This is a genomic window from Alishewanella maricola, from assembly GCF_016343785.1.
Lineage (GTDB): Bacteria > Pseudomonadota > Gammaproteobacteria > Enterobacterales > Alteromonadaceae > Alishewanella > Alishewanella maricola.
The window spans coordinates 53,438-71,885 of record NZ_JAEINI020000002.1; the positions used below are offsets into that span (position 1 = coordinate 53,438).

The 18,448-nt window shown below is 46.4% G+C and carries 16 protein-coding genes and 1 pseudogene; 3 read left to right on the forward strand and 14 right to left on the reverse strand.

The window, feature by feature from the left end; all coding sequences use genetic code 11:
* Window positions 1-143 precede the first annotated feature (143 nt).
* The 8 genes and pseudogenes from sucD to sdhC all read right to left on the reverse strand — a co-directional run bounded on the left by sucD (window position 144) and on the right by sdhC (window position 9,723).
* Entirely contained in the window at window positions 144-1,016 is an 873-nt protein-coding gene (sucD, locus tag JAO78_RS03705; RefSeq protein WP_226750008.1) for a succinate--CoA ligase subunit alpha, read from the reverse strand.
* Between the two features lie 10 nt (window positions 1,017-1,026).
* Window positions 1,027-2,193, reverse strand: a complete 1,167-nt coding sequence (sucC, locus tag JAO78_RS03710) for an ADP-forming succinate--CoA ligase subunit beta (protein WP_226750009.1) — start codon at window positions 2,191-2,193, stop codon at window positions 1,027-1,029.
* 144 nt (window positions 2,194-2,337) lie between these two features.
* Window positions 2,338-3,528: pseudogene (gene odhB, locus JAO78_RS03715) on the reverse strand (2-oxoglutarate dehydrogenase complex dihydrolipoyllysine-residue succinyltransferase); the annotation flags it as partial.
* A 63-nt stretch (window positions 3,529-3,591) separates the two neighbouring features.
* Window positions 3,592-6,402 (reverse strand): 2-oxoglutarate dehydrogenase E1 component, encoded by a 2,811-nt coding sequence (locus JAO78_RS03720; RefSeq protein WP_226750011.1) that lies wholly within the window; start codon window positions 6,400-6,402, stop codon window positions 3,592-3,594.
* A gap of 102 nt (window positions 6,403-6,504) precedes the next feature.
* Complete coding sequence (locus JAO78_RS03725) at window positions 6,505-7,221, reverse strand: succinate dehydrogenase iron-sulfur subunit (RefSeq protein WP_226750012.1); 717 nt, start codon at window positions 7,219-7,221, stop codon at window positions 6,505-6,507.
* A 13-nt stretch (window positions 7,222-7,234) separates the two neighbouring features.
* Window positions 7,235-9,007, reverse strand: coding sequence for a succinate dehydrogenase flavoprotein subunit (gene sdhA / locus JAO78_RS03730; RefSeq protein WP_226750013.1), 1,773 nt, complete (start codon window positions 9,005-9,007; stop codon window positions 7,235-7,237).
* The gene (gene sdhD, locus JAO78_RS03735) at window positions 9,008-9,355 is read right to left on the reverse strand and encodes a succinate dehydrogenase, hydrophobic membrane anchor protein (protein ID WP_226750014.1); all 348 of its coding nucleotides are present in this window, start codon (window positions 9,353-9,355) and stop codon (window positions 9,008-9,010) included.
* Window positions 9,346-9,723, reverse strand: a complete 378-nt coding sequence (gene sdhC / locus JAO78_RS03740; protein ID WP_226750015.1) for a succinate dehydrogenase, cytochrome b556 subunit — start codon at window positions 9,721-9,723, stop codon at window positions 9,346-9,348. Before sdhC ends, sdhD begins: the two co-directional genes overlap by 10 nt.
* Before the next feature lie 366 nt (window positions 9,724-10,089).
* Between sdhC and gltA the strand changes: the two genes are divergently transcribed.
* From gltA to JAO78_RS03755, 3 genes are all read left to right on the forward strand, one after another.
* Entirely contained in the window at window positions 10,090-11,361 is a 1,272-nt protein-coding gene (gene gltA, locus JAO78_RS03745) for a citrate synthase (protein WP_226750016.1), read from the forward strand.
* 258 nt (window positions 11,362-11,619) lie between these two features.
* Complete coding sequence (locus tag JAO78_RS03750) at window positions 11,620-12,837, forward strand: aminotransferase class V-fold PLP-dependent enzyme (RefSeq protein WP_226750017.1); 1,218 nt, start codon at window positions 11,620-11,622, stop codon at window positions 12,835-12,837.
* Window positions 12,838-12,839: 2 nt separating this feature from the next.
* Window positions 12,840-13,283 (forward strand): SufE family protein, encoded by a 444-nt coding sequence (locus tag JAO78_RS03755; protein WP_226750018.1) that lies wholly within the window; start codon window positions 12,840-12,842, stop codon window positions 13,281-13,283.
* On the opposite strand, the gene tcdA is transcribed toward JAO78_RS03755, so the two are convergent.
* Genes tcdA through msbA form a run of 6 tightly spaced genes read right to left on the reverse strand, consistent with a single transcriptional unit; the run spans window position 13,280 to window position 18,432 of the window.
* On the reverse strand, window positions 13,280-14,065 hold the full coding sequence (gene tcdA, locus JAO78_RS03760; protein ID WP_226750019.1) for a tRNA cyclic N6-threonylcarbamoyladenosine(37) synthase TcdA: 786 nt from the start codon (window positions 14,063-14,065) through the stop codon (window positions 13,280-13,282). The genes JAO78_RS03755 and tcdA overlap by 4 nt on opposite strands.
* Window positions 14,066-14,076: 11 nt before the next feature.
* Window positions 14,077-14,778, reverse strand: coding sequence for a pseudouridine synthase (locus JAO78_RS03765; RefSeq protein WP_226750020.1), 702 nt, complete (start codon window positions 14,776-14,778; stop codon window positions 14,077-14,079).
* Window positions 14,771-15,526, reverse strand: coding sequence for a 3-deoxy-manno-octulosonate cytidylyltransferase (kdsB, locus tag JAO78_RS03770; protein WP_226750021.1), 756 nt, complete (start codon window positions 15,524-15,526; stop codon window positions 14,771-14,773). Before kdsB ends, JAO78_RS03765 begins: the two co-directional genes overlap by 8 nt.
* Window positions 15,514-15,711 (reverse strand): Trm112 family protein, encoded by a 198-nt coding sequence (locus JAO78_RS03775; RefSeq protein WP_226750022.1) that lies wholly within the window; start codon window positions 15,709-15,711, stop codon window positions 15,514-15,516. The genes kdsB and JAO78_RS03775 overlap by 13 nt, the downstream gene beginning before the upstream one ends.
* Window positions 15,686-16,684: a tetraacyldisaccharide 4'-kinase gene (lpxK, locus tag JAO78_RS03780; RefSeq protein WP_226750023.1), complete on the reverse strand. Its 999-nt coding sequence runs from the start codon at window positions 16,682-16,684 to the stop codon at window positions 15,686-15,688. Before lpxK ends, JAO78_RS03775 begins: the two co-directional genes overlap by 26 nt.
* Window positions 16,681-18,432: a lipid A export permease/ATP-binding protein MsbA gene (gene msbA, locus JAO78_RS03785; protein WP_226750024.1), complete on the reverse strand. Its 1,752-nt coding sequence runs from the start codon at window positions 18,430-18,432 to the stop codon at window positions 16,681-16,683. The genes lpxK and msbA overlap by 4 nt, the downstream gene beginning before the upstream one ends.
* Window positions 18,433-18,448 lie beyond the last annotated feature (16 nt).

An 18,448-nucleotide genomic window follows, 5' to 3' on the forward strand; every position in this document is an offset into this window, starting at 1 on the left:
AAATAACAGTAAAGCTGAATGGACACTTAACCGCTTTCTTCATGTTAGATAAATGACTCTAAAAATCAACCCCCAACTGTAATTCAAAGGTATTAGACATAAAAAAACCCGCTAAAAGCGGGTTTTTCGACTAACAAGCTAGATTACCAGCCCGTTAATTCTTTCAGAGCTTGACCAATATCCGCTAAGCTCTTCACGGTTTTAACACCGGCATCTTCTAAAGCAGCGAATTTTTCGTCAGCAGTACCTTTACCACCAGAGATGATTGCACCAGCATGACCCATGCGCTTACCTGCAGGTGCAGTTACACCAGCAATGTAAGATACAACAGGTTTAGTCACATGCTGTTTGATATAAGCGGCTGCTTCTTCTTCTGCAGAACCACCAATTTCACCGATCATGACGATAGCTTCAGTTTGTGGATCTTCTTGGAATAACTTCAAAATATCAATGAAGTTAGAACCTGGAATTGGATCACCACCGATACCAACACAAGTAGACTGGCCAAAACCGTAATCTGTGGTTTGTTTAACCGCTTCATACGTCAGAGTACCTGAACGCGAAACGATACCCACTTTACCTGGCTTATGAATGTGACCTGGCATGATGCCGATTTTACATTCGCCTGGCGTGATAACGCCTGGGCAGTTAGGGCCGATCAGCACGACGCCTAACTCGTCACATTTCACTTTGGCATCCAACATATCTAAAGTTGGAATGCCTTCCGTGATACAAACGATCAGCTTAATGCCGCCATTTGCCGCTTCTAAGATAGAATCTTTACAAAATGCCGCAGGTACATAGATGACTGATGCAGTTGCACCCGTAGTTGCCACCGCTTCTGCTACAGTGTTAAACACCGGTAAACCTAAATGCGTTTGACCGCCTTTACCCGGAGTTACACCGCCAACCATTTTTGTGCCGTAAGCAATGGCTTGTTCAGAGTGGAATGTGCCTTGTGCACCAGTAAAACCCTGACAAATGACTTTGGTATCTTTATTAATTAAAACGCTCATTACTTACCCCTTATGCCTTAGCCGCTGCAGCAACAACTTGTTTAGCCGCGCTTGTTAGGTCGGTATCAGCGATAATGTTCAGGCCGCTTTCAGACAGCACTTTTGCGCCCAATTCTGCATTGTTACCTTGCAAACGAACTACAACAGGAACTTTAACGCCCACTTCTTTTACTGCACCGATAACACCTTCAGCAATCATATCGCAACGTACGATACCGCCGAAGATATTGATGAAAACGGCTTTAACCGCAGTATCAGACAGGATAATTTTGAATGCTTCAACAACACGCTCTTTGGTTGCACCACCGCCAACGTCTAAGAAGTTAGCAGGTTGGCCACCGTGTAATTTCACGATGTCCATCGTACCCATGGCTAAACCAGCGCCGTTAACCATACAACCGATGTCACCACCTAAGGCAACATAGTTTAGCTCCCATGAAGCAGCATGCGCTTCACGTGGATCTTCTTGTGAAGGATCTTGCATCGCTTTCAGATCAGGGTGACGATATAAGGCATTACCATCGATAACGAGCTTGGCATCTAAACAGTGTAAATCGCCAGCAGGTGTAATAACCAATGGGTTAACTTCTAATAAAGCCAGATCTTTTTCTTGGAAAAGTTTTGCTAAACCTAAGAAGATCTTCACGAATTGGTTAACTTGCTTGCCTTCTAAACCTAATTTGAAGGCTAACTCACGGCCTTGGTATGGCTGAGCACCCACCAAAGGATCAACCGCAGCTTTTAAGATTTTTTCTGGAGTTTCGTGGGCAACTTTTTCAATTTCCACACCACCTTCAGTTGACGCCATAAATACGATACGACGTGAAGAACGGTCAACAACTGCACCTAAATACAATTCTTGAGCGATATCTGTGCATGGCTCAACTAAAATACGGCTTACCGGCTGACCTTTTTCATCTGTTTGATAGGTTACCAGGTTCTTACCAAGCCATTTGTCAGCAAATGCTTTGATTTCTTCTTTGCTCTTAACTAGCTTCACACCACCCGCTTTACCGCGACCACCAGCGTGTACTTGAGCTTTGACAACGAACATATCGCCGCCGATTACATCTGCAGCTGCTACCGCTTCTTCCACTGTAGCTGCGGCAACGCCTTTAGATACAGGCAAACCATATTGGGCAAACAGTTGCTTACCCTGATACTCGTGCAAATTCATGGCTATTTTCCGTTCTTTTGAATTGGGACGTTACTCAACAAAGAGTAACCTGATTTTGGTTCGGTGCTTATTATAGTACCAACCGGTTTGATAAAAAATGCTGTTGTACCAAACAACAGCATTTTTGATACATTCAATGAAACGTTAGATGTCCAACAGAATACGCGTTGGATCTTCTAACAATTCTTTGATGGTCACTAAGAAACCTACTGACTCTTTACCATCAATGATCCGGTGATCATAAGACAGTGCCAAATACATCATAGGCAGAATTTCCATCTTACCGTCAACAACCATTACACGGTCTTGGATCTTGTGCATGCCAAGAATAGCAGATTGTGGTGGGTTGATGATCGGCGTAGACATCAAGGAACCAAAGACACCACCGTTAGTGATAGTGAAGTTACCACCCAACAGATCGTCCATAGCTAACTTGCCATCGCGACCTTTCAGGGCTAATTCTTTGATGGCTTTTTCAATTTCAGCCAGATTCATTTTATCGCAATCACGTAAGATAGGCGTGACTAAGCCACGAGGCGTAGATACTGCGATGCTAACATCGAAGTAGTTATGATAAACAATATCATCACCGTCGATCGCCGCGTTCACTTCAGGGAAACGTTTCAACGCTTCAGTAACCGCTTTGACATAGAAAGACATAAAGCCTAAACGGATACCATGACGCTTCTCAAACACATCTTGATATTGCTTGCGTAAATCCATGATAGGTTTCATGTTAACTTCGTTAAAAGTGGTCAACATGGCCGTTGAATTTTTCGCTTCTAATAAACGATTTGCAATCGTTTTGCGCAGGCGAGTCATAGGAACACGTTTCTGACTGCGATCACCGGCAGCAACCACTGGCGCAGCAGCTGTAGCAGGCGCGGCAGCTTTGGCTGGGGCAGCAACAAACTTTTCAACATCTTCTTTTGTTACGCGACCGTTTTTGCCTGTGCCCTTGATTTTGCTGGCATCTAAGCCTTTTTCAGAAATCATGCGACGTACAGAGGGGCTTAACGCATCGTCATTGCTGTCATCGGCAGCAGGAGCTGCTGCGGCTTTTTCTGCCGGCGCTTCTTCTTTCTTAGCAGCTGGTGCACCACCAGCTTCCATTTTACCAATGACTTCTTCTGCCGTTACCGTTGCACCAGTGTCATGGATGATTTCGCCCATCACACCATCTGCTTGTGCAACAACTTCCAACACAACTTTGTCAGTTTCAATATCTACTAATACCTGATCACGGCTAACGGCTTCACCAGTTTTTACGTGCCAGGTGGCGATGGTTGCATCTGCAACAGATTCCGGAAGTACGGGTACTTTAATTTCCACTTTTTCACCTTTAACGGTTGGTCTATATCAGTTATCACAGCCTGCAGCATGCAGGCTGGAAAATCATTATTTAACGGTTAGCGCGTCATTAACGAGAGCTTGTTGCTGCTTGTTATGCACAGACAAGTAACCTACTGCAGGTGAAGACGACGCTTCACGACCGGCATAATTCAGGTAACCCGTTTTTGGAATTGCAGCACGGAAGTGATGCTGACTACAGTACCAAGCACCTTGGTTTTGTGGCTCTTCTTGACACCAAACAAAATCAGTTACATGTTGGTACTGGCTTAATACTTCGGCCATTTCCTCATGCGGGAAAGGATAAAGTTGTTCAACCCGCACGATAGCCACATCGGTTTGCTCGCGCTTACGACGCTCTTCAAGCAATTCGTAATACACTTTACCGCTACAGAACACGACACGTTTCACCGCTTTTGCATCAAGTTCGTCAATTTCACCAATCACGTTATGGAAGGTACCCGAGGCAAGTTCTTCTAACGAAGAAGTCGCTAATGGGTGACGTAACAATGATTTTGGAGACATTACGATCAATGGACGACGCATTGGCCGCACCATTTGACGGCGTAACATGTTGAAAACTTGCGCTGGTGTCGTTGGCACACACACTTGCATGTTGTGATCAGCACACAGCTGTAAGAAACGTTCCAGACGAGCAGACGAGTGCTCAGGGCCTTGCCCCTCATAGCCGTGCGGTAACAATAAAGTTAAACCGCATAAACGACCCCACTTTTGCTCGCCAGAGCTTAAGAATTGGTCAATAACCACTTGGGCGCCGTTGGCGAAGTCACCAAATTGACCTTCCCAAATAACCATAGCCCGTGGCTCTGCTGTCGCATAACCGTATTCAAACGCTAAAACGGCTTCTTCAGATAAGGCCGAGTCGAAAACTTCAAACTTACCCTGCTGTTCACTGATTTTCTCTAACGGCGTATAGGTTGAACCATCCGTTTGATTATGCAGTACAGCATGGCGATGGAAAAAGGTACCGCGACCAGAGTCTTGACCAACAATACGGATACGGCTTCCTTCACCAACCACCGAGGCGTAAGCTAAGATTTCAGCAAAACCCCAGTCAATTTTCTTCTCACCTTTTAACATCAATGCGCGGTCTTCATAGACACGACCAACCTGACGTTGTAACACATGCGTTGCGGGCACCTGTATGGCTTTTTCACCTAACGCTTTGAGTTCTTCAAGCTTTAGACTGGCGTCATAATGGGTATCCCAGTCTTTGCCAATGAAAGGCGTCCAATCTACTGAAGAAGGTGCCATCGGTTGCCATTCTTCAACAACACAATCGCCTTTGTCTAAAGCATCCCGGTAACCGTCAATTAATGCTTTCACTTCGTCAGCAGTAATAACCCCTTCTTGCACCAACTTCTCAGCGTAAATTTCCCGCGGCGTTGGGTGCTTTTTGATCTTCTGATACATCAGAGGTTGCGTTGCATTTGGCTCATCGGCTTCGTTATGGCCATTACGGCGATAACAGAATAAATCGATGACCACATCACGCTTAAAGGTATTACGATAATCAACCGCTAATTGCGCAATCATCACTACCGCTTCAGGATCATCACCGTTCACGTGAAAAATGGGCGCCTGTACCATTTTAGCAATGTCGGTACAGTAAGGGGTTGAGCGCGTATCTTCAGGGTTTGACGTAGTAAAACCCACTTGGTTGTTAATGACCAAGCGGATGGTGCCACCTACTTTGAATGCACGCGTTTGCGAGATGTTGAAGGTTTCAGCAACTACACCCTGACCGGCGAAAGCTGAGTCACCATGAATGGTAATAGGCAGTGCTAGCGAGCCGTCGGTACAACCGCGGCGATCTAAACGGGCACGCACAGAGCCTAAAACAACAGGGTTAACAATTTCTAAATGTGATGGGTTAAAGGCCAGTGCTAAATGCACATTACCGCCTTTGGTGGCAAAGTCAGATGAGAAACCCATATGGTATTTCACATCGCCAGCACCCACAACTTCGTATTTACCGGCAAATTCATCAAATAACTTCGAGGGATTCTTACCCAGTACGTTGATCAAGGTATTCAGACGACCACGGTGCGCCATACCAATCACTGAATCTTTGGCGCCTTGCTCACCGGCACGGTGGATCATGGCTTTCAGTAATGGGATCATCGCATCGCCGCCTTCAAGACCAAAGCGCTTAGCACCTGGGAATTTTGAGCTTAAATACTTTTCCAGACCATCAGCCGCGATTAATCCTTTCAGGATACCCAGCTTAGTGTCTTTATCGAAACGAGGTTGAGATTGCACACTTTCTAAGCGCTGTTGGATCCAACGTTTCTCATCGGTTGAGACAATATGCATATACTCAGCACCAATAGAACCGCAGTAAGTGCGCTCCAGTGCTTTGTGCAAATCGCCCAATTTCATTGTTTCTTGACCAGAAGCAAATGATCCAATGTTGAACTCAGTTTCGTAATCAGCTTCAGACAGATCGTGAAACGACAATTCAAGGTCACGTACCCGAGGTTGTTTCCACAGGTTTAACGGATCCAAGTTGGCGTGTTGATGGCCACGGAAGCGATAAGAGTTGATTAATTGCAGTACTTTAACCTGACGGTTGTCAGCACCAGAACCAGAGTTTACCACCACAACTTCACGATGTTTGTTGCGGGCCAACTCAGCGAAATGTTCACGCACATCGCTATGTCGGGTTTCAAGCTCGACCCCATCGATCTTTGGTAACTGGGCAAAAAACTCACGCCATTCGTCACCAACACTGGTGGGCTCTGCTAGGTAGGATTCATAGAGTTCATCCACATAGGCCATGTTACCACCGCCAAGATGTGAAGACTCTAACCACGCCTTCATTACACCTTCGTGCATTTAGTTTCCCTTATTTTTGAGCACCTGGAAAAAGTAGCAAAAAAACTGCCACCCCGCTAAGTGGATGGACAGTTTTCAATTAAATCACTAAAAAAGGGCGCATTACAGCGCCCGGTTTAACAACATCGACTTAATCTGGCCGATTGCCTTAGTCGGGTTTAACCCTTTCGGACAAACGCTTACGCAGTTCATAATACCATGACAACGGAATACGCTGAAAGCGTCATCTAAGTCATTTAACCGTTGTTCGGTTGCAGTATCACGGCTGTCTGCCAAGAAACGATAAGCATGTAATAAACCCGCTGGACCGATAAATTTATCAGGATTCCACCAGAACGAAGGACACGATGTTGAACAACATGCACAAAGAATACACTCGTACAGGCCATCTAACTTAGCGCGTTCTTCCGGCGTTTGCAAAAATTCACCGGCTGGCGGCAAGCCATCGTTGATCAAATACGGCTTCACTTTCTCGTATTGCGTATAGAACTGGCTCATATCGATAACCAGATCGCGAATGACTGGTAAACCAGGTAATGGACGTACCACGATTTTACCGCCTTTCAAACCCACTGCAGATAGCGGTGTAATACAAGCCAAACCGTTTTTGCCATTCATGTTCACGCCATCTGAACCACAAACACCCTCACGGCAGCTGCGGCGGAAAGATAACGTTGGATCTTGCTCTTTCAATTTGACCAGTGCATCAAGCACCATCATATCCCGGCCATCCGGGTTGTCTAAAGTATAATCCTGCATGCGCGGCGCTTGGTCGACATCAGGGTTGTAACGATAGATCGAAAAAACTAATTTCTGCATCGCTGTAGCCCTCTTAGTACTTACGTGCTTTCGGTGGGAAAGCTTCACGGAACTTCGGTTCCAGATTCACTTTACGCTTAAACATTGACTCAGTGTCTGGAGTATAAACACTGTGACACAACCAGTTCTCGTCATCACGATCTGGGAAGTCGAAACGTGCATGAGCACCACGGCTTTCAGTACGGAAGTTTGCCGCAACAGCAGTAGAGAATGCGGTTTCCATTAAGTTATCTAACTCTAAACACTCGATACGCTGGGTGTTGAAGTCAGAGCTCTTATCATCTAAACGAGCAAACTGCAGACGTTCACGAATTTCTTTTAACTGCTGTAAACCTTCGGCCATTGCTTCACCTTCACGGAACACCGAGAAGTTAAGCTGCATACATTTTTGCAGGTCTTTCTTAATTTGTACCGGATCTTCACCCTGGCCAGGCTTGCTCTCTTCCCAACGACGTGTGCGTGCTAAGGCCGCATCAATGTCAGATTGAGAGGCATCACGAGCTTGCGCGGTTGCGGCTAAAGCTTCACCAAGGTGTAAACCTGTTGCACGACCAAATACCACCAAGTCTAACAATGAGTTACCACCTAAGCGGTTTGCACCATGCACAGATACACAAGCAATCTCACCACAAGCAAATAAACCAGCAACAACAGATTCTGTACCATCGGCTTTCGGTGTAATGACCTGACCGTGGACGTTAGTCGGAATACCACCCATCATATAGTGACAAGTAGGAATAACCGGGATGGGCTCTTTAACCGGGTCAACGTGCGCAAAAGTACGTGATAATTCACAAATACCAGGTAAGCGGCTTTCTAAAACTTCAGCACCTAAGTGATCCAGTTTTAGTTTAATGTGAACACCCCATGGTCCCTCACAACCACGACCTTCGCGGATTTCTGTCATCATGGCACGAGCCACAACGTCACGACCAGCTAAGTCTTTCGCGTTTGGCGCATAACGTTCCATGAAACGTTCGCCATCTTTGTTTAATAAGTAACCACCTTCACCACGACAACCTTCGGTTACCAAGGTACCTGCACCTGCGATGCCTGTTGGGTGGAACTGCCACATTTCCATATCTTGTAAAGGCACACCCGCACGTAAAGCCATACCGACACCGTCACCGGTATTGATGTGTGCGTTAGTGGTTGAAGCGTAAATACGACCTGCACCACCGGTAGCCAGTACCGTGGCTTTGGCTTTGAAATAAACGATTTCGCCAGATTCAATATCAATAGCAGTACAACCGACAATGGCACCATCTTGGTTTTTCACCAAATCTAGGGCATACCATTCAGAGAAAACTTGAGTACGGTTTTTAACGTTTTGTTGATAAAGCAAATGTAACAAGGCGTGACCAGTACGGTCAGCAGCAGCGGCAGTTCGGGCAGCTTGCTCGCCACCGAAGTTCTTAGATTGACCACCAAATGGGCGCTGATAAACGCGGCCAGCTTCAGTACGAGAGAACGGTAACCCCATGTTCTCTAATTCAGTGATCGCTTCTGGACCCGTTTTACACATGTATTCAATCGCGTCTTGGTCACCGATATAATCCGACCCTTTTACGGTGTCGAACATGTGCCATTCCCAGTTATCTTCATGGCTATTACCCAGCGCTACCGTAATACCGCCTTGCGCCGACACCGTGTGTGAACGCGTAGGAAAAACTTTTGATAACAATGCACAGGTTAAACCTGATTGGGTGATTTGTAGCGCTGCGCGCATACCGGCACCACCGGCTCCAATGACGATCGCGTCAAATTCTCTTACTGGAATATTCACTTAAGCACCCCACAACACAAATAAACCCACTGCCACGTAGCTAAAGGCAATTACGTACAGGACAAACTGTAAAGCGGCGCGTAACTTGGCACACTTTACGTAGTCAGTTAATACCTGCCATAAGCCAATACGGGTATGAATGGCAATCGAGATCAACGCTAACAAGGTATACACCTTCATTAACACGTTACTGAACAGGCCATGCCATATCTCGAAAGTCACTTCTGGAGTGAAAAGAAAAAAACCTAAAATGAAAAGTGCGTATGTCGCTAGGACAACAGCAGTTGCTCTTAATGATACGTAATCCTGAACACCATCGCGTTTCAGGCTTGCCTGATTTAAAACCATAACCATACCCCCGCTAAAACAGCTAAAATAATCCATAACACCATAGTGATGTTGGCGCTGGCGTTACCTGAGTCGAGTTCCTCCCAGTAGCCTTGGTCCATGATCATGTGGCGGATACCGCCTAGCAGGTGGTAAATAAGTACCGTGATAGTGCCCCATGCGATAAACTTCGCAAAATGTGAGTTTAGCAAGGACTTCACGTAGTCAAAGCTTTCTGCGCTTTGCAATGAAACCGCCCATGCCCAAATAACAAAAAGCAGTGCGAAAAACATTGCAACACCGGTAACCCGATGCAGAATAGAAGCTTTGGCAGTCGCAGGTAGAGAGATAGTTGTTAAATCAAGATTTATTGGTCTTTGCTTTTTCACAGTGTCTTGCCTATCGATGCCCGTGTAGAGCGTAGTTGTCATTATTGTCGCTGCAAAAAACAGCCACATCCCGAAGCAGATATACTCTTTTTCTATAAAGCTGGTTCAGCAAAAAGGTTCTGGTAAGGTGAACTGTTTTTACGCCGCAAATAGTATATATTTCATGACACGCTATTACAATTTTTGTTTGGTTTTTAACGGAAAAATCCGTTACACAAAACTTTACAGCTTTTTAGCGGTACGGCAATACGACTAGAGTCGAATACTTATTAATTGATTAGCCTTTAGAATTGACTTTCAGGTGCGGTTTGCGAGTAGAATACCCCTAACCCTAATATCCGATAATAAAACAGTAGGAGAAATCCAATGGCAGATAAAAAAGCCGTCGTTCAGATTGATGGTAAAACCTTTGAGTTACCGATCTACTCTGGTACGGCAGGCACTGACGTGATTGACGTTCGTACACTAGGTCAACAGGGCTATTTCACGTTTGACCCGGGCTTTATGTCTACCGGCTCCTGTGAATCGAAAATCACATACATCGATGGCGACAACGGCATTTTGTTACACCGCGGTTACCCAATAGAGCAACTCGCTGATAAATCAGACTATTTAGAGACTTGCTACCTGTTATTAGAAGGCGAATTACCCACAAAAGAGCAGTATGATAACTTCGTTAAAACCATTACTCGTCACACGATGGTTCACGAAAAAATCGCCGCATTTTTCCAAGGTTTCCGTGTTGATGCACACCCAATGGCGATGCTGTGTGGTGTGGTTGGCGCGATGTCATCGTTCTATCACTCTGATTTAGACATCAACGATCCGCAACAACGTACCCGTAGCGCTCATCGTTTGATTGCTAAATTACCAACAATTGCCGCGATGGCGTATAAATATACTGCCGGTCAGCCATTCGTTTATCCACGTAATGAACTGAGCTACTCAGAAAACTTCTTACACATGATGTTCTCTGTACCCGCGGAAGACTATAAAGTTAGCCCAGTATTAGCCAAAGCAATGGATCGGATTTTCATGTTACACGCCGATCACGAGCAAAATGCTTCTACTTCTACCGTGCGTTTAGCCGGTTCATCTGGTGCTAACCCTTACGCATGTATTGCGGCAGGTATTGCCTCTTTATGGGGGCCTGCACATGGTGGTGCCAACGAAGCCTGTTTAAAAATGTTACAACAAATTGGTTCTGTTGACCGTATCCCAGAATTTGTAGCTAAAGCCAAAGACAAAAATGATTCTTTCCGTTTAATGGGTTTTGGTCACCGCGTTTATAAAAACTTTGACCCACGTGCCAAAGTTATGCGTGATACCTGTCATGAAGTATTAACCGAACTGAACATTAAAGATCCATTATTAGATGTCGCCATGGAATTAGAGCGCATTGCGTTATCTGACCCGTACTTCATCGAGAAGAAACTGTATCCTAACGTTGACTTCTACTCAGGCATCATCTTAAAAGCTATTGGTATTCCTACCAGTATGTTTACGGTGATCTTTGCGATGTCACGTACAGTGGGTTGGATCTCACACTGGGACGAGATGTTAGCAGACAAAGGCCACAAAATCGGTCGTCCACGTCAGCTATACACTGGCCATGCCGCGCGCGATTACAAAAAGTAATTTGCTCTGGCAAGCAGCAACTTAAAAGCGGCCATTGGCCGCTTTTTTCGTTTTTAGCGCAGTCAATTGGCTCATCATTGCAAAGTAATCTCAGCTACTTTAATACTTTTACCTTAGCCTTATGCAGCAAAAACCAGCCAAAATCGCCAATACGCCTGAGTAATGACGCTTTTATTAGGCTCATTAAAAGGTGCTTCTCGCTAAAAGGGGTGGCTTTAGGCATAATAGTCGCCTTGTTTTTGTCTTGAGCTTCCCGACATGTCTGTGTTTGATGCCGCCGCTTTTCGTCAACAGTTCCCTTTTTTTCGTGAACAACCCACTTGGATCTACCTTGATAACGCAGCAACTACACACAAACCTCAGGTCGTCATTGATAGCCTGGTAAAGTTTTATCAGCATGACAATAGCAATGTGCATCGCGGAACGCATCAGTTAAGCCAACAGGCAACAAGCCAATTTGAAGAGGCAAGACGCACGGTACAGCAGTTTATTAATGCCGCCGAGCCTGCCGAAATTGTCTTCACCAGTGGTACCACAGCGGCGTTTAACCAATTAGCCTTTGGCTTAATGCATACCATATTGCAAGCCGGTGATCGTATTTTAATCTCGGCCTTAGAACATCACGCGAATATCGTACCTTGGCAACTGCATTGTCAACAGCATGGGGTTATCATCGATGTGATCCCATTAACCGTTGACAGACAACTTGATCAAGCCGCCTATCAAACACTGTTAGAGCGCAAGCCAAAAATTGTCAGTCTTACCCAAGTATCTAATGCACTTGGCAATGTTTTGCCTTTAGCACAGATGTTAAGCGACGCAAAAGCGGCCGGGGCCATGACCATCGTCGATGGTGCTCAAGGCATCGCTTGGCAACGACCCGATGTACAAAAATTGCCTGCCGACTTTTACTGTTTCTCAGCGCATAAGTTATATGGGCCAACCGGGATCGGAGTGTTGTATGGCAAGCGAGCATTCTTAGAACGACTGATACCGTTACATGGCGGCGGTGAAATGATTGAGCATGTTAGCTTTAGTGGCAGTCGCTTTAACAGCTTACCCGCCCGTTTAGAAGCGGGTACCCCGCACATTGCGGGCGCGCAGGGCCTTGCTCAGGCCATTAAATTTATTAGTGGGTTTGACGCTCAACAAATAAACAGTTATAAAGGCTTGTTATTAAAGGCTTTTCATAATGGCTTACAGCATATCCCTGGCATTCAATTGTTATCGTCTCGCCACGATAATGCCGGTATTGTGACCTTGAACATTCAAGGTGAACACCCTGCCGATGTCGCGGCATTGCTGAACGAACAACACATTGCTGTGCGCGCGGGCAGTCATTGTGCTATGCCCTTATTTGAACAATTAGCCGCGCCAGGCGCGCTGCGTTTCGCATTTGCACCTTATAATCAGTTAACCGAAGTTGAGCAATGTTTAGCAGCATTGGCTCAGGCAGTGGAGATCCTTACGGTATGACCATGGCACAACTTATTACGGATACTGCGACAGCCCTTACGGCTATCCGGCAACAGGATTTGCCACAGTTACAACAACCTCAAGATTGGCAAAGTAAGTATCGTTTATTGATGCAGTTAGGTAAAAAATTACCGCCGATCCCAGAAAAAATGCGCCAAAATGAGTGGCTAGTTAAAGGCTGCGAAAGTCGGGCTTGGCTACTGCACTACTATGATAGCCGCACCGAACAACACTTTTTTGTGTTAGACAGCGATGCCCGCATCGTCAAAGGGTTACTGGCTATCATGTTATGCTTTGTTAATGGCCTGACGCGGCAAGAAATCTCTACACTAGATTTACAACGCAGCTTTGATAGTTTGAATTTGAAACCCTATTTAAGCCAATCGCGAGGCAATGGCTTAAATGCGATGGTCAATCGAATAAAAGACGTGGTCGCCGCCCATTAAACGGCGGCTTTTTGCTGCAACTTGACTAAAATTCGCGACACGGCGGCCAAACCAAAGGTTGCCGTAACCACCATAGCGGCGCCAAAGCCGCCACTACAATCTAAGCGCATACTGCCTGTGTTGTCGGGTTTTTGTTGGCAAATACTGCCGTCGGCTTGTGGATAACGTAATTGTTCAGTAGAAAACACGCAATCCACACCAAAACGCCGTTTGGGATTTCGGGTAAACTGATGGTCGCGCCTGAGCATATTGCGTACTTTCGCCAACAACGGGTCATTAAACGCTAAGGTTAAATCAGCCAATTGAATTTGCGTTGGATCCAATTGCCCACCGGCCCCACCGGTTGTAATAAGTGGCATTTTATTGCGTTTGCACCAGGCAATTAATGCGACCTTTGCTTTAACAGCATCAATCGCATCTAACACATAGTCTGCGTTAGCTGGTAATAGACTCGCTAAGTTATCCGGGGCAATAAAATCCGCGACTTGATTCACTTTACACTCTGGATTAATTTGTAAGATCCGCTCAGCCATCACCGCCACTTTGTCTTGGCCGACCGTGTCGGTCAGCGCATGTGCTTGCCGATTGATATTACTCACACAGACATCATCTAAATCGATTAGCGTTAACTCACCGATCCCTGAGCGCGCTAAAGCTTCACAAGCCCAGCTTCCGACGCCACCAATACCGATCACCACCACATGTGATCGCTGAAATTTTGCTAAGGCCTGCTGACCATATAAACGCGCAATGCCAGCAAAACGCGTATTAAAATCTGACATACTTCTTCCTGTTAACGCTCAAACGGCAAGCTAGGTGCCGCGGGCCAAGCATATTGCCATGGTGTTAGCCACGATCCGGGTAATCCGTGATGCACTAACGCCAGAAACTGCTCACCGCTGTCGGGTAATAATTGATATTGATACTCTGTGCCAGCAAAATGAAACGCCAAGGCATAGGCATGCAGATAAACGCGGTCGGCCTCTGCAGCACCATATAAGCTATCGCCTAGGATAGGCGCCCCCTGACTTTTTAACGCCACGCGTAATTGATGTGTTTTACCGGTATAAGGCCGCAGCAAATAAGCGCGAAACGGTAAGTTTTCAAAGCCCTGGCTAACAAAATACGTGACCGCTAAAGCCTGTTGTGCTGAGGTTAACTTCCAACCGCCGCGTCGGCCAGGCTGCATGGCACCTTTCACCCAACCTTGTTTTTTGTTAGGCCGTGCTGCACTTAACGCCAAGTAACATTTCTGGATTTGCCGACGACTAAATAATTGGGTAAATTCTGCGGCTGCAACAGTATTGCGCGCCAATAGCAATAAACCCGAGGTGACTTTATCTAATCGATGCACCGCAAACAGCTTTTCGCCTAACTGTTGCTCGGCAATGGCCACTACCCCCGGCCCCTCTTCCGAATGAAAGCTTAAGCCTGCGGGTTTATTAATAACCACAAAATCTGCGGTACTATCGACGATAGTCAGCGATTTAAACATGTTGTTGCGTGGCAAAAGCAATGGCTCGCGCCAGATCTTCTGCGGTATCAACGCCAACCGCCGGCGTTTCTATGGCTGTCGCCACATGAATGGCTTCCCCCTGCCACAGCACTCGTAACTGCTCCAACGCTTCAATTTGTTCCAGGGTTGATGTTGGCCACGCCACGTAATCGGCAATAAAACCCGCACGATACGCATATAAGCCAATATGCCGCCGATAGTGTGTTGCAAGGGCATCACGGTAACGTTCGTCCCGGTCAAACGGAATGGCTGAACGACTAAAATATAAGGCGTAACCAGCATGATCGGTTACCACTTTCACCACATTCGGATTTTTCAGCTCAGCAAGATCATGCAGCGGCACGGCTAAAGTGGCCATCCGAGCTTTTTGTTGCAGCGCTAAATTCTCTGCTACCTGACGAATAATTTGCGGTGGGATAAAAGGCTCATCGCCCTGCACATTCACCACGATATCATCTGCAGCTAAACCTAATTGAGTGACCACTTCGGCCAAGCGTTCCGTACCAGAATTATGACTGGCCGCCGTCATGCATACTTCACCGCCAAACTCGTGCACTGCAGCGGCAACCCGCTGGTCATCGGTCGCAACCAGCACGCGCTCGGCACCGCTTTGTATCGCTTGTCGATACACACGCTCAATCATGCTTTGACCTGCAATATCCGCTAACGGCTTACCCGGTAAGCGAGAGCTGGCGTAGCGAGCAGGAATAACGACTATGAACGCCATTTTTCACACTCTTCTGAGCTTAATGGTGTTGCTTCATTCGCCAGTAACACCGGGATATTATTGCTTAAACGATAAGCCAGTTGATCAAAGGTGCAGATCAAGCGCTCGCCTGTTTTGTCATATTTTAATTTACCCTTACATACCGGGCAGGCCAAAATATCAATCAATGCCAGATTCATGGCCATATTGACTCCGTAATAAGTTAAGTTTTTTGCTTAGTTGCTCAGTAAATTGGGGATCTAACCGCGCCTGAACGGCTAAATAGTACCAACCGCTTTTGGCAAAAGACCGACATTTTACCGCATCTTTTTCCGTCATTAACAGCGGGGGTGTCAAATCGGTAAAATCGTCAGGGCTAAAAGGATGGTGATCGGCAAAGAAATGCTGCCCTGCAATGTTAAAACCGGCCTCTTGCGCCGAACGAGCAAAACGTGCTGGATTGCCAATTGCCGCCACTAACTGAACCGATGTCGACATCGCTAACGCCGGTTGCTCAGCCAAAAGGGGCCGCGCAGCAACAACGGTTAATGTCATGTGGCCATCAACACCGTCTAATGGCCCACTGTTTGCCACCGTAAAATCTACTGAGGCTAAACGAGAAGGCAACTCGCGCAAGGGGCCGGCTGGCAGTAACCAGCCATTCCCCAGACCACGCTGACCGTCAATCAGTACAATTTCTAGATCGCGCGCTAATCGATAATGCTGTAGGCCATCATCAGAGATAATAATGTCGACGTCGGGGCAACGTGACAGCAAATGTTGGCCGGCGCTAACACGATCCGGATACACGACCACTGGACAACCACTGCGCTGAGCCAATAAGAGTGGCTCATCCCCCACCTGATTTGCCATGCAGTTAGCGGTAACTAAACGTGGCGCCGTTAATTTTACGCCATAGCCCCGACTAATAATGCCCGGGGTAAAGCCTTGCTCGCGCAATAACTGGCATAACCATAACGTAAACGGCGTTTTACCCGTACCGCCAACAGTAATATTGCCGACAACAATAACCGGCACCGTTAAACGATAATGGCGTTTAATGCCTCGGCGAAATAACGTGCGGCGCAAGGTCGACAATAACCAAAACAACAGGCTAAATGGCGCCAGTAAATAACACCACCATCGACCTTGATACCAGCCACGCTCCAGTGCGGTCATTTTTCAGAGCCGAACTGCAATTTATGTAACGAAGCATAAACACCATCACGCGCTAATAATTCGGCGTGTGTGCCCTGCTCTAAAATACGACCTTGATCCATCACAATAATGCTGTCGGCATTTTCAATGGTTGATAAGCGGTGGGCAATCACAATACTGGTGCGCCCTTTTAACAGCACATCAAGAGCAGCTTGGATCTTGCGTTCAGATTCTGTATCCAAAGCCGAGGTGGCTTCATCTAAAATCAGTACTGGCGCTTGGCGTAATAACGCGCGAGCAATGGCAATACGTTGGCGCTGGCCACCAGATAAACTGACGCCGTTTTCACCAATTTGTGTATCGAGTCCCTCAGGCATCTTCTTAGCAAATTCCAACACATGTGCTTGCTCGGCAACTGCCAATAATTGCTCGCGACTGACCGGCTCTGCCATACCGTAACAAATGTTATTGGCGATTGAATCGTTAAAAAGCATCACATGCTGAGAAACTACGGCGATTTGATGACGCAGAGAACTGCGGCTATACAATTGAATGTTTTGACCATCCACTAAAATCTCGCCCTGCTCTACCTCATAAAAACGCGGTAATAAACTGGAGATGGTGGTTTTACCACTGCCTGAACGCCCTACTAACGCCACCGTTTTACCTGCAGGCACGTGAAACGACACATCGTCGAGAACCTGCTGCTGATGGCCAGGATAGTTAAAGGTGACATGTTTAAACTCGATGTCGCCTTTGGCCTGCTGTAATTCAATGGTTCCCGTTTCCCGCTCCGCGGCTTCGTCCATAACTCGAAAAATACTGGCGGCGGCGGCTAAACCGCGTTGAAACTCGCTATTTACCGTGGTTAATTGTTTTAGTGGCTTTAATAACATGACCATCGACGTGACGATGGCAGAGAAAATACCGGCGGTTAGAGTATCAAGCATTTCCGGTTGACTGGCCATAAACACCACAAAAGCCAGGGCAAAAGAGGCGATCAGTTGGATCACACCAGAACTAATGGCCGAGGTAGCATCCATTTTCACGCCTTGTAAGCGAGTTTGATTATTCACTTCTTCAAAACGCGCATCTTCAACCGCTTGGCCACCAAAGGCTAAAATGACTTTATGCCCATTGAGCATTTGTTCAGAAGCGGTCGTTACGCCGCCCATCGCATGTTGAATTTTATGGCTTAACTTGCGAAAGCGTTTCGAGACAAAGCTAACAATAACGGCGATCACCGGTGCAATTAAAAAGAAGATTAACGAGAGCTGCCAGCTATACCAAAACATCACACCAATTAAACCCAGTACCAAGGCGCCATCACGTACCAACACTATCAAGGCTTTGGTTAAAGATTGTTTGATTTGCTCTGAGTCATAGGTGATTTTAGAGATCAGCTCACCGGTAGAATGTTTATCATGAAAGCTCACCGGTAAACGCATCATATGGCTGAATAATTGCTGTCGCATGTCTTTGACAATTTGATTACCCACCCAACTAATACAATAGGTTGCGGTAAAGTGAAAAATGCCACGCAAGATAAACATCAAAATGACCACTAAAGGCGCTAGGCGTAAAAATTCAGTATCTTTTTCTTGAATGCCGCGGTCAATAAACGGCTGTACCGAGGCAATAAAACCTGCATCTACCGCTGAATACCCCACCATGCCGATAATGGCGGCGACAAAACCTAAGCGGTAGGGTTTTAAATAGCTGAGTAACCGACGATAAACCGCCGATGACGTTGTTTGCTCTGTCTGCAAAATTCTAAACCTTTTA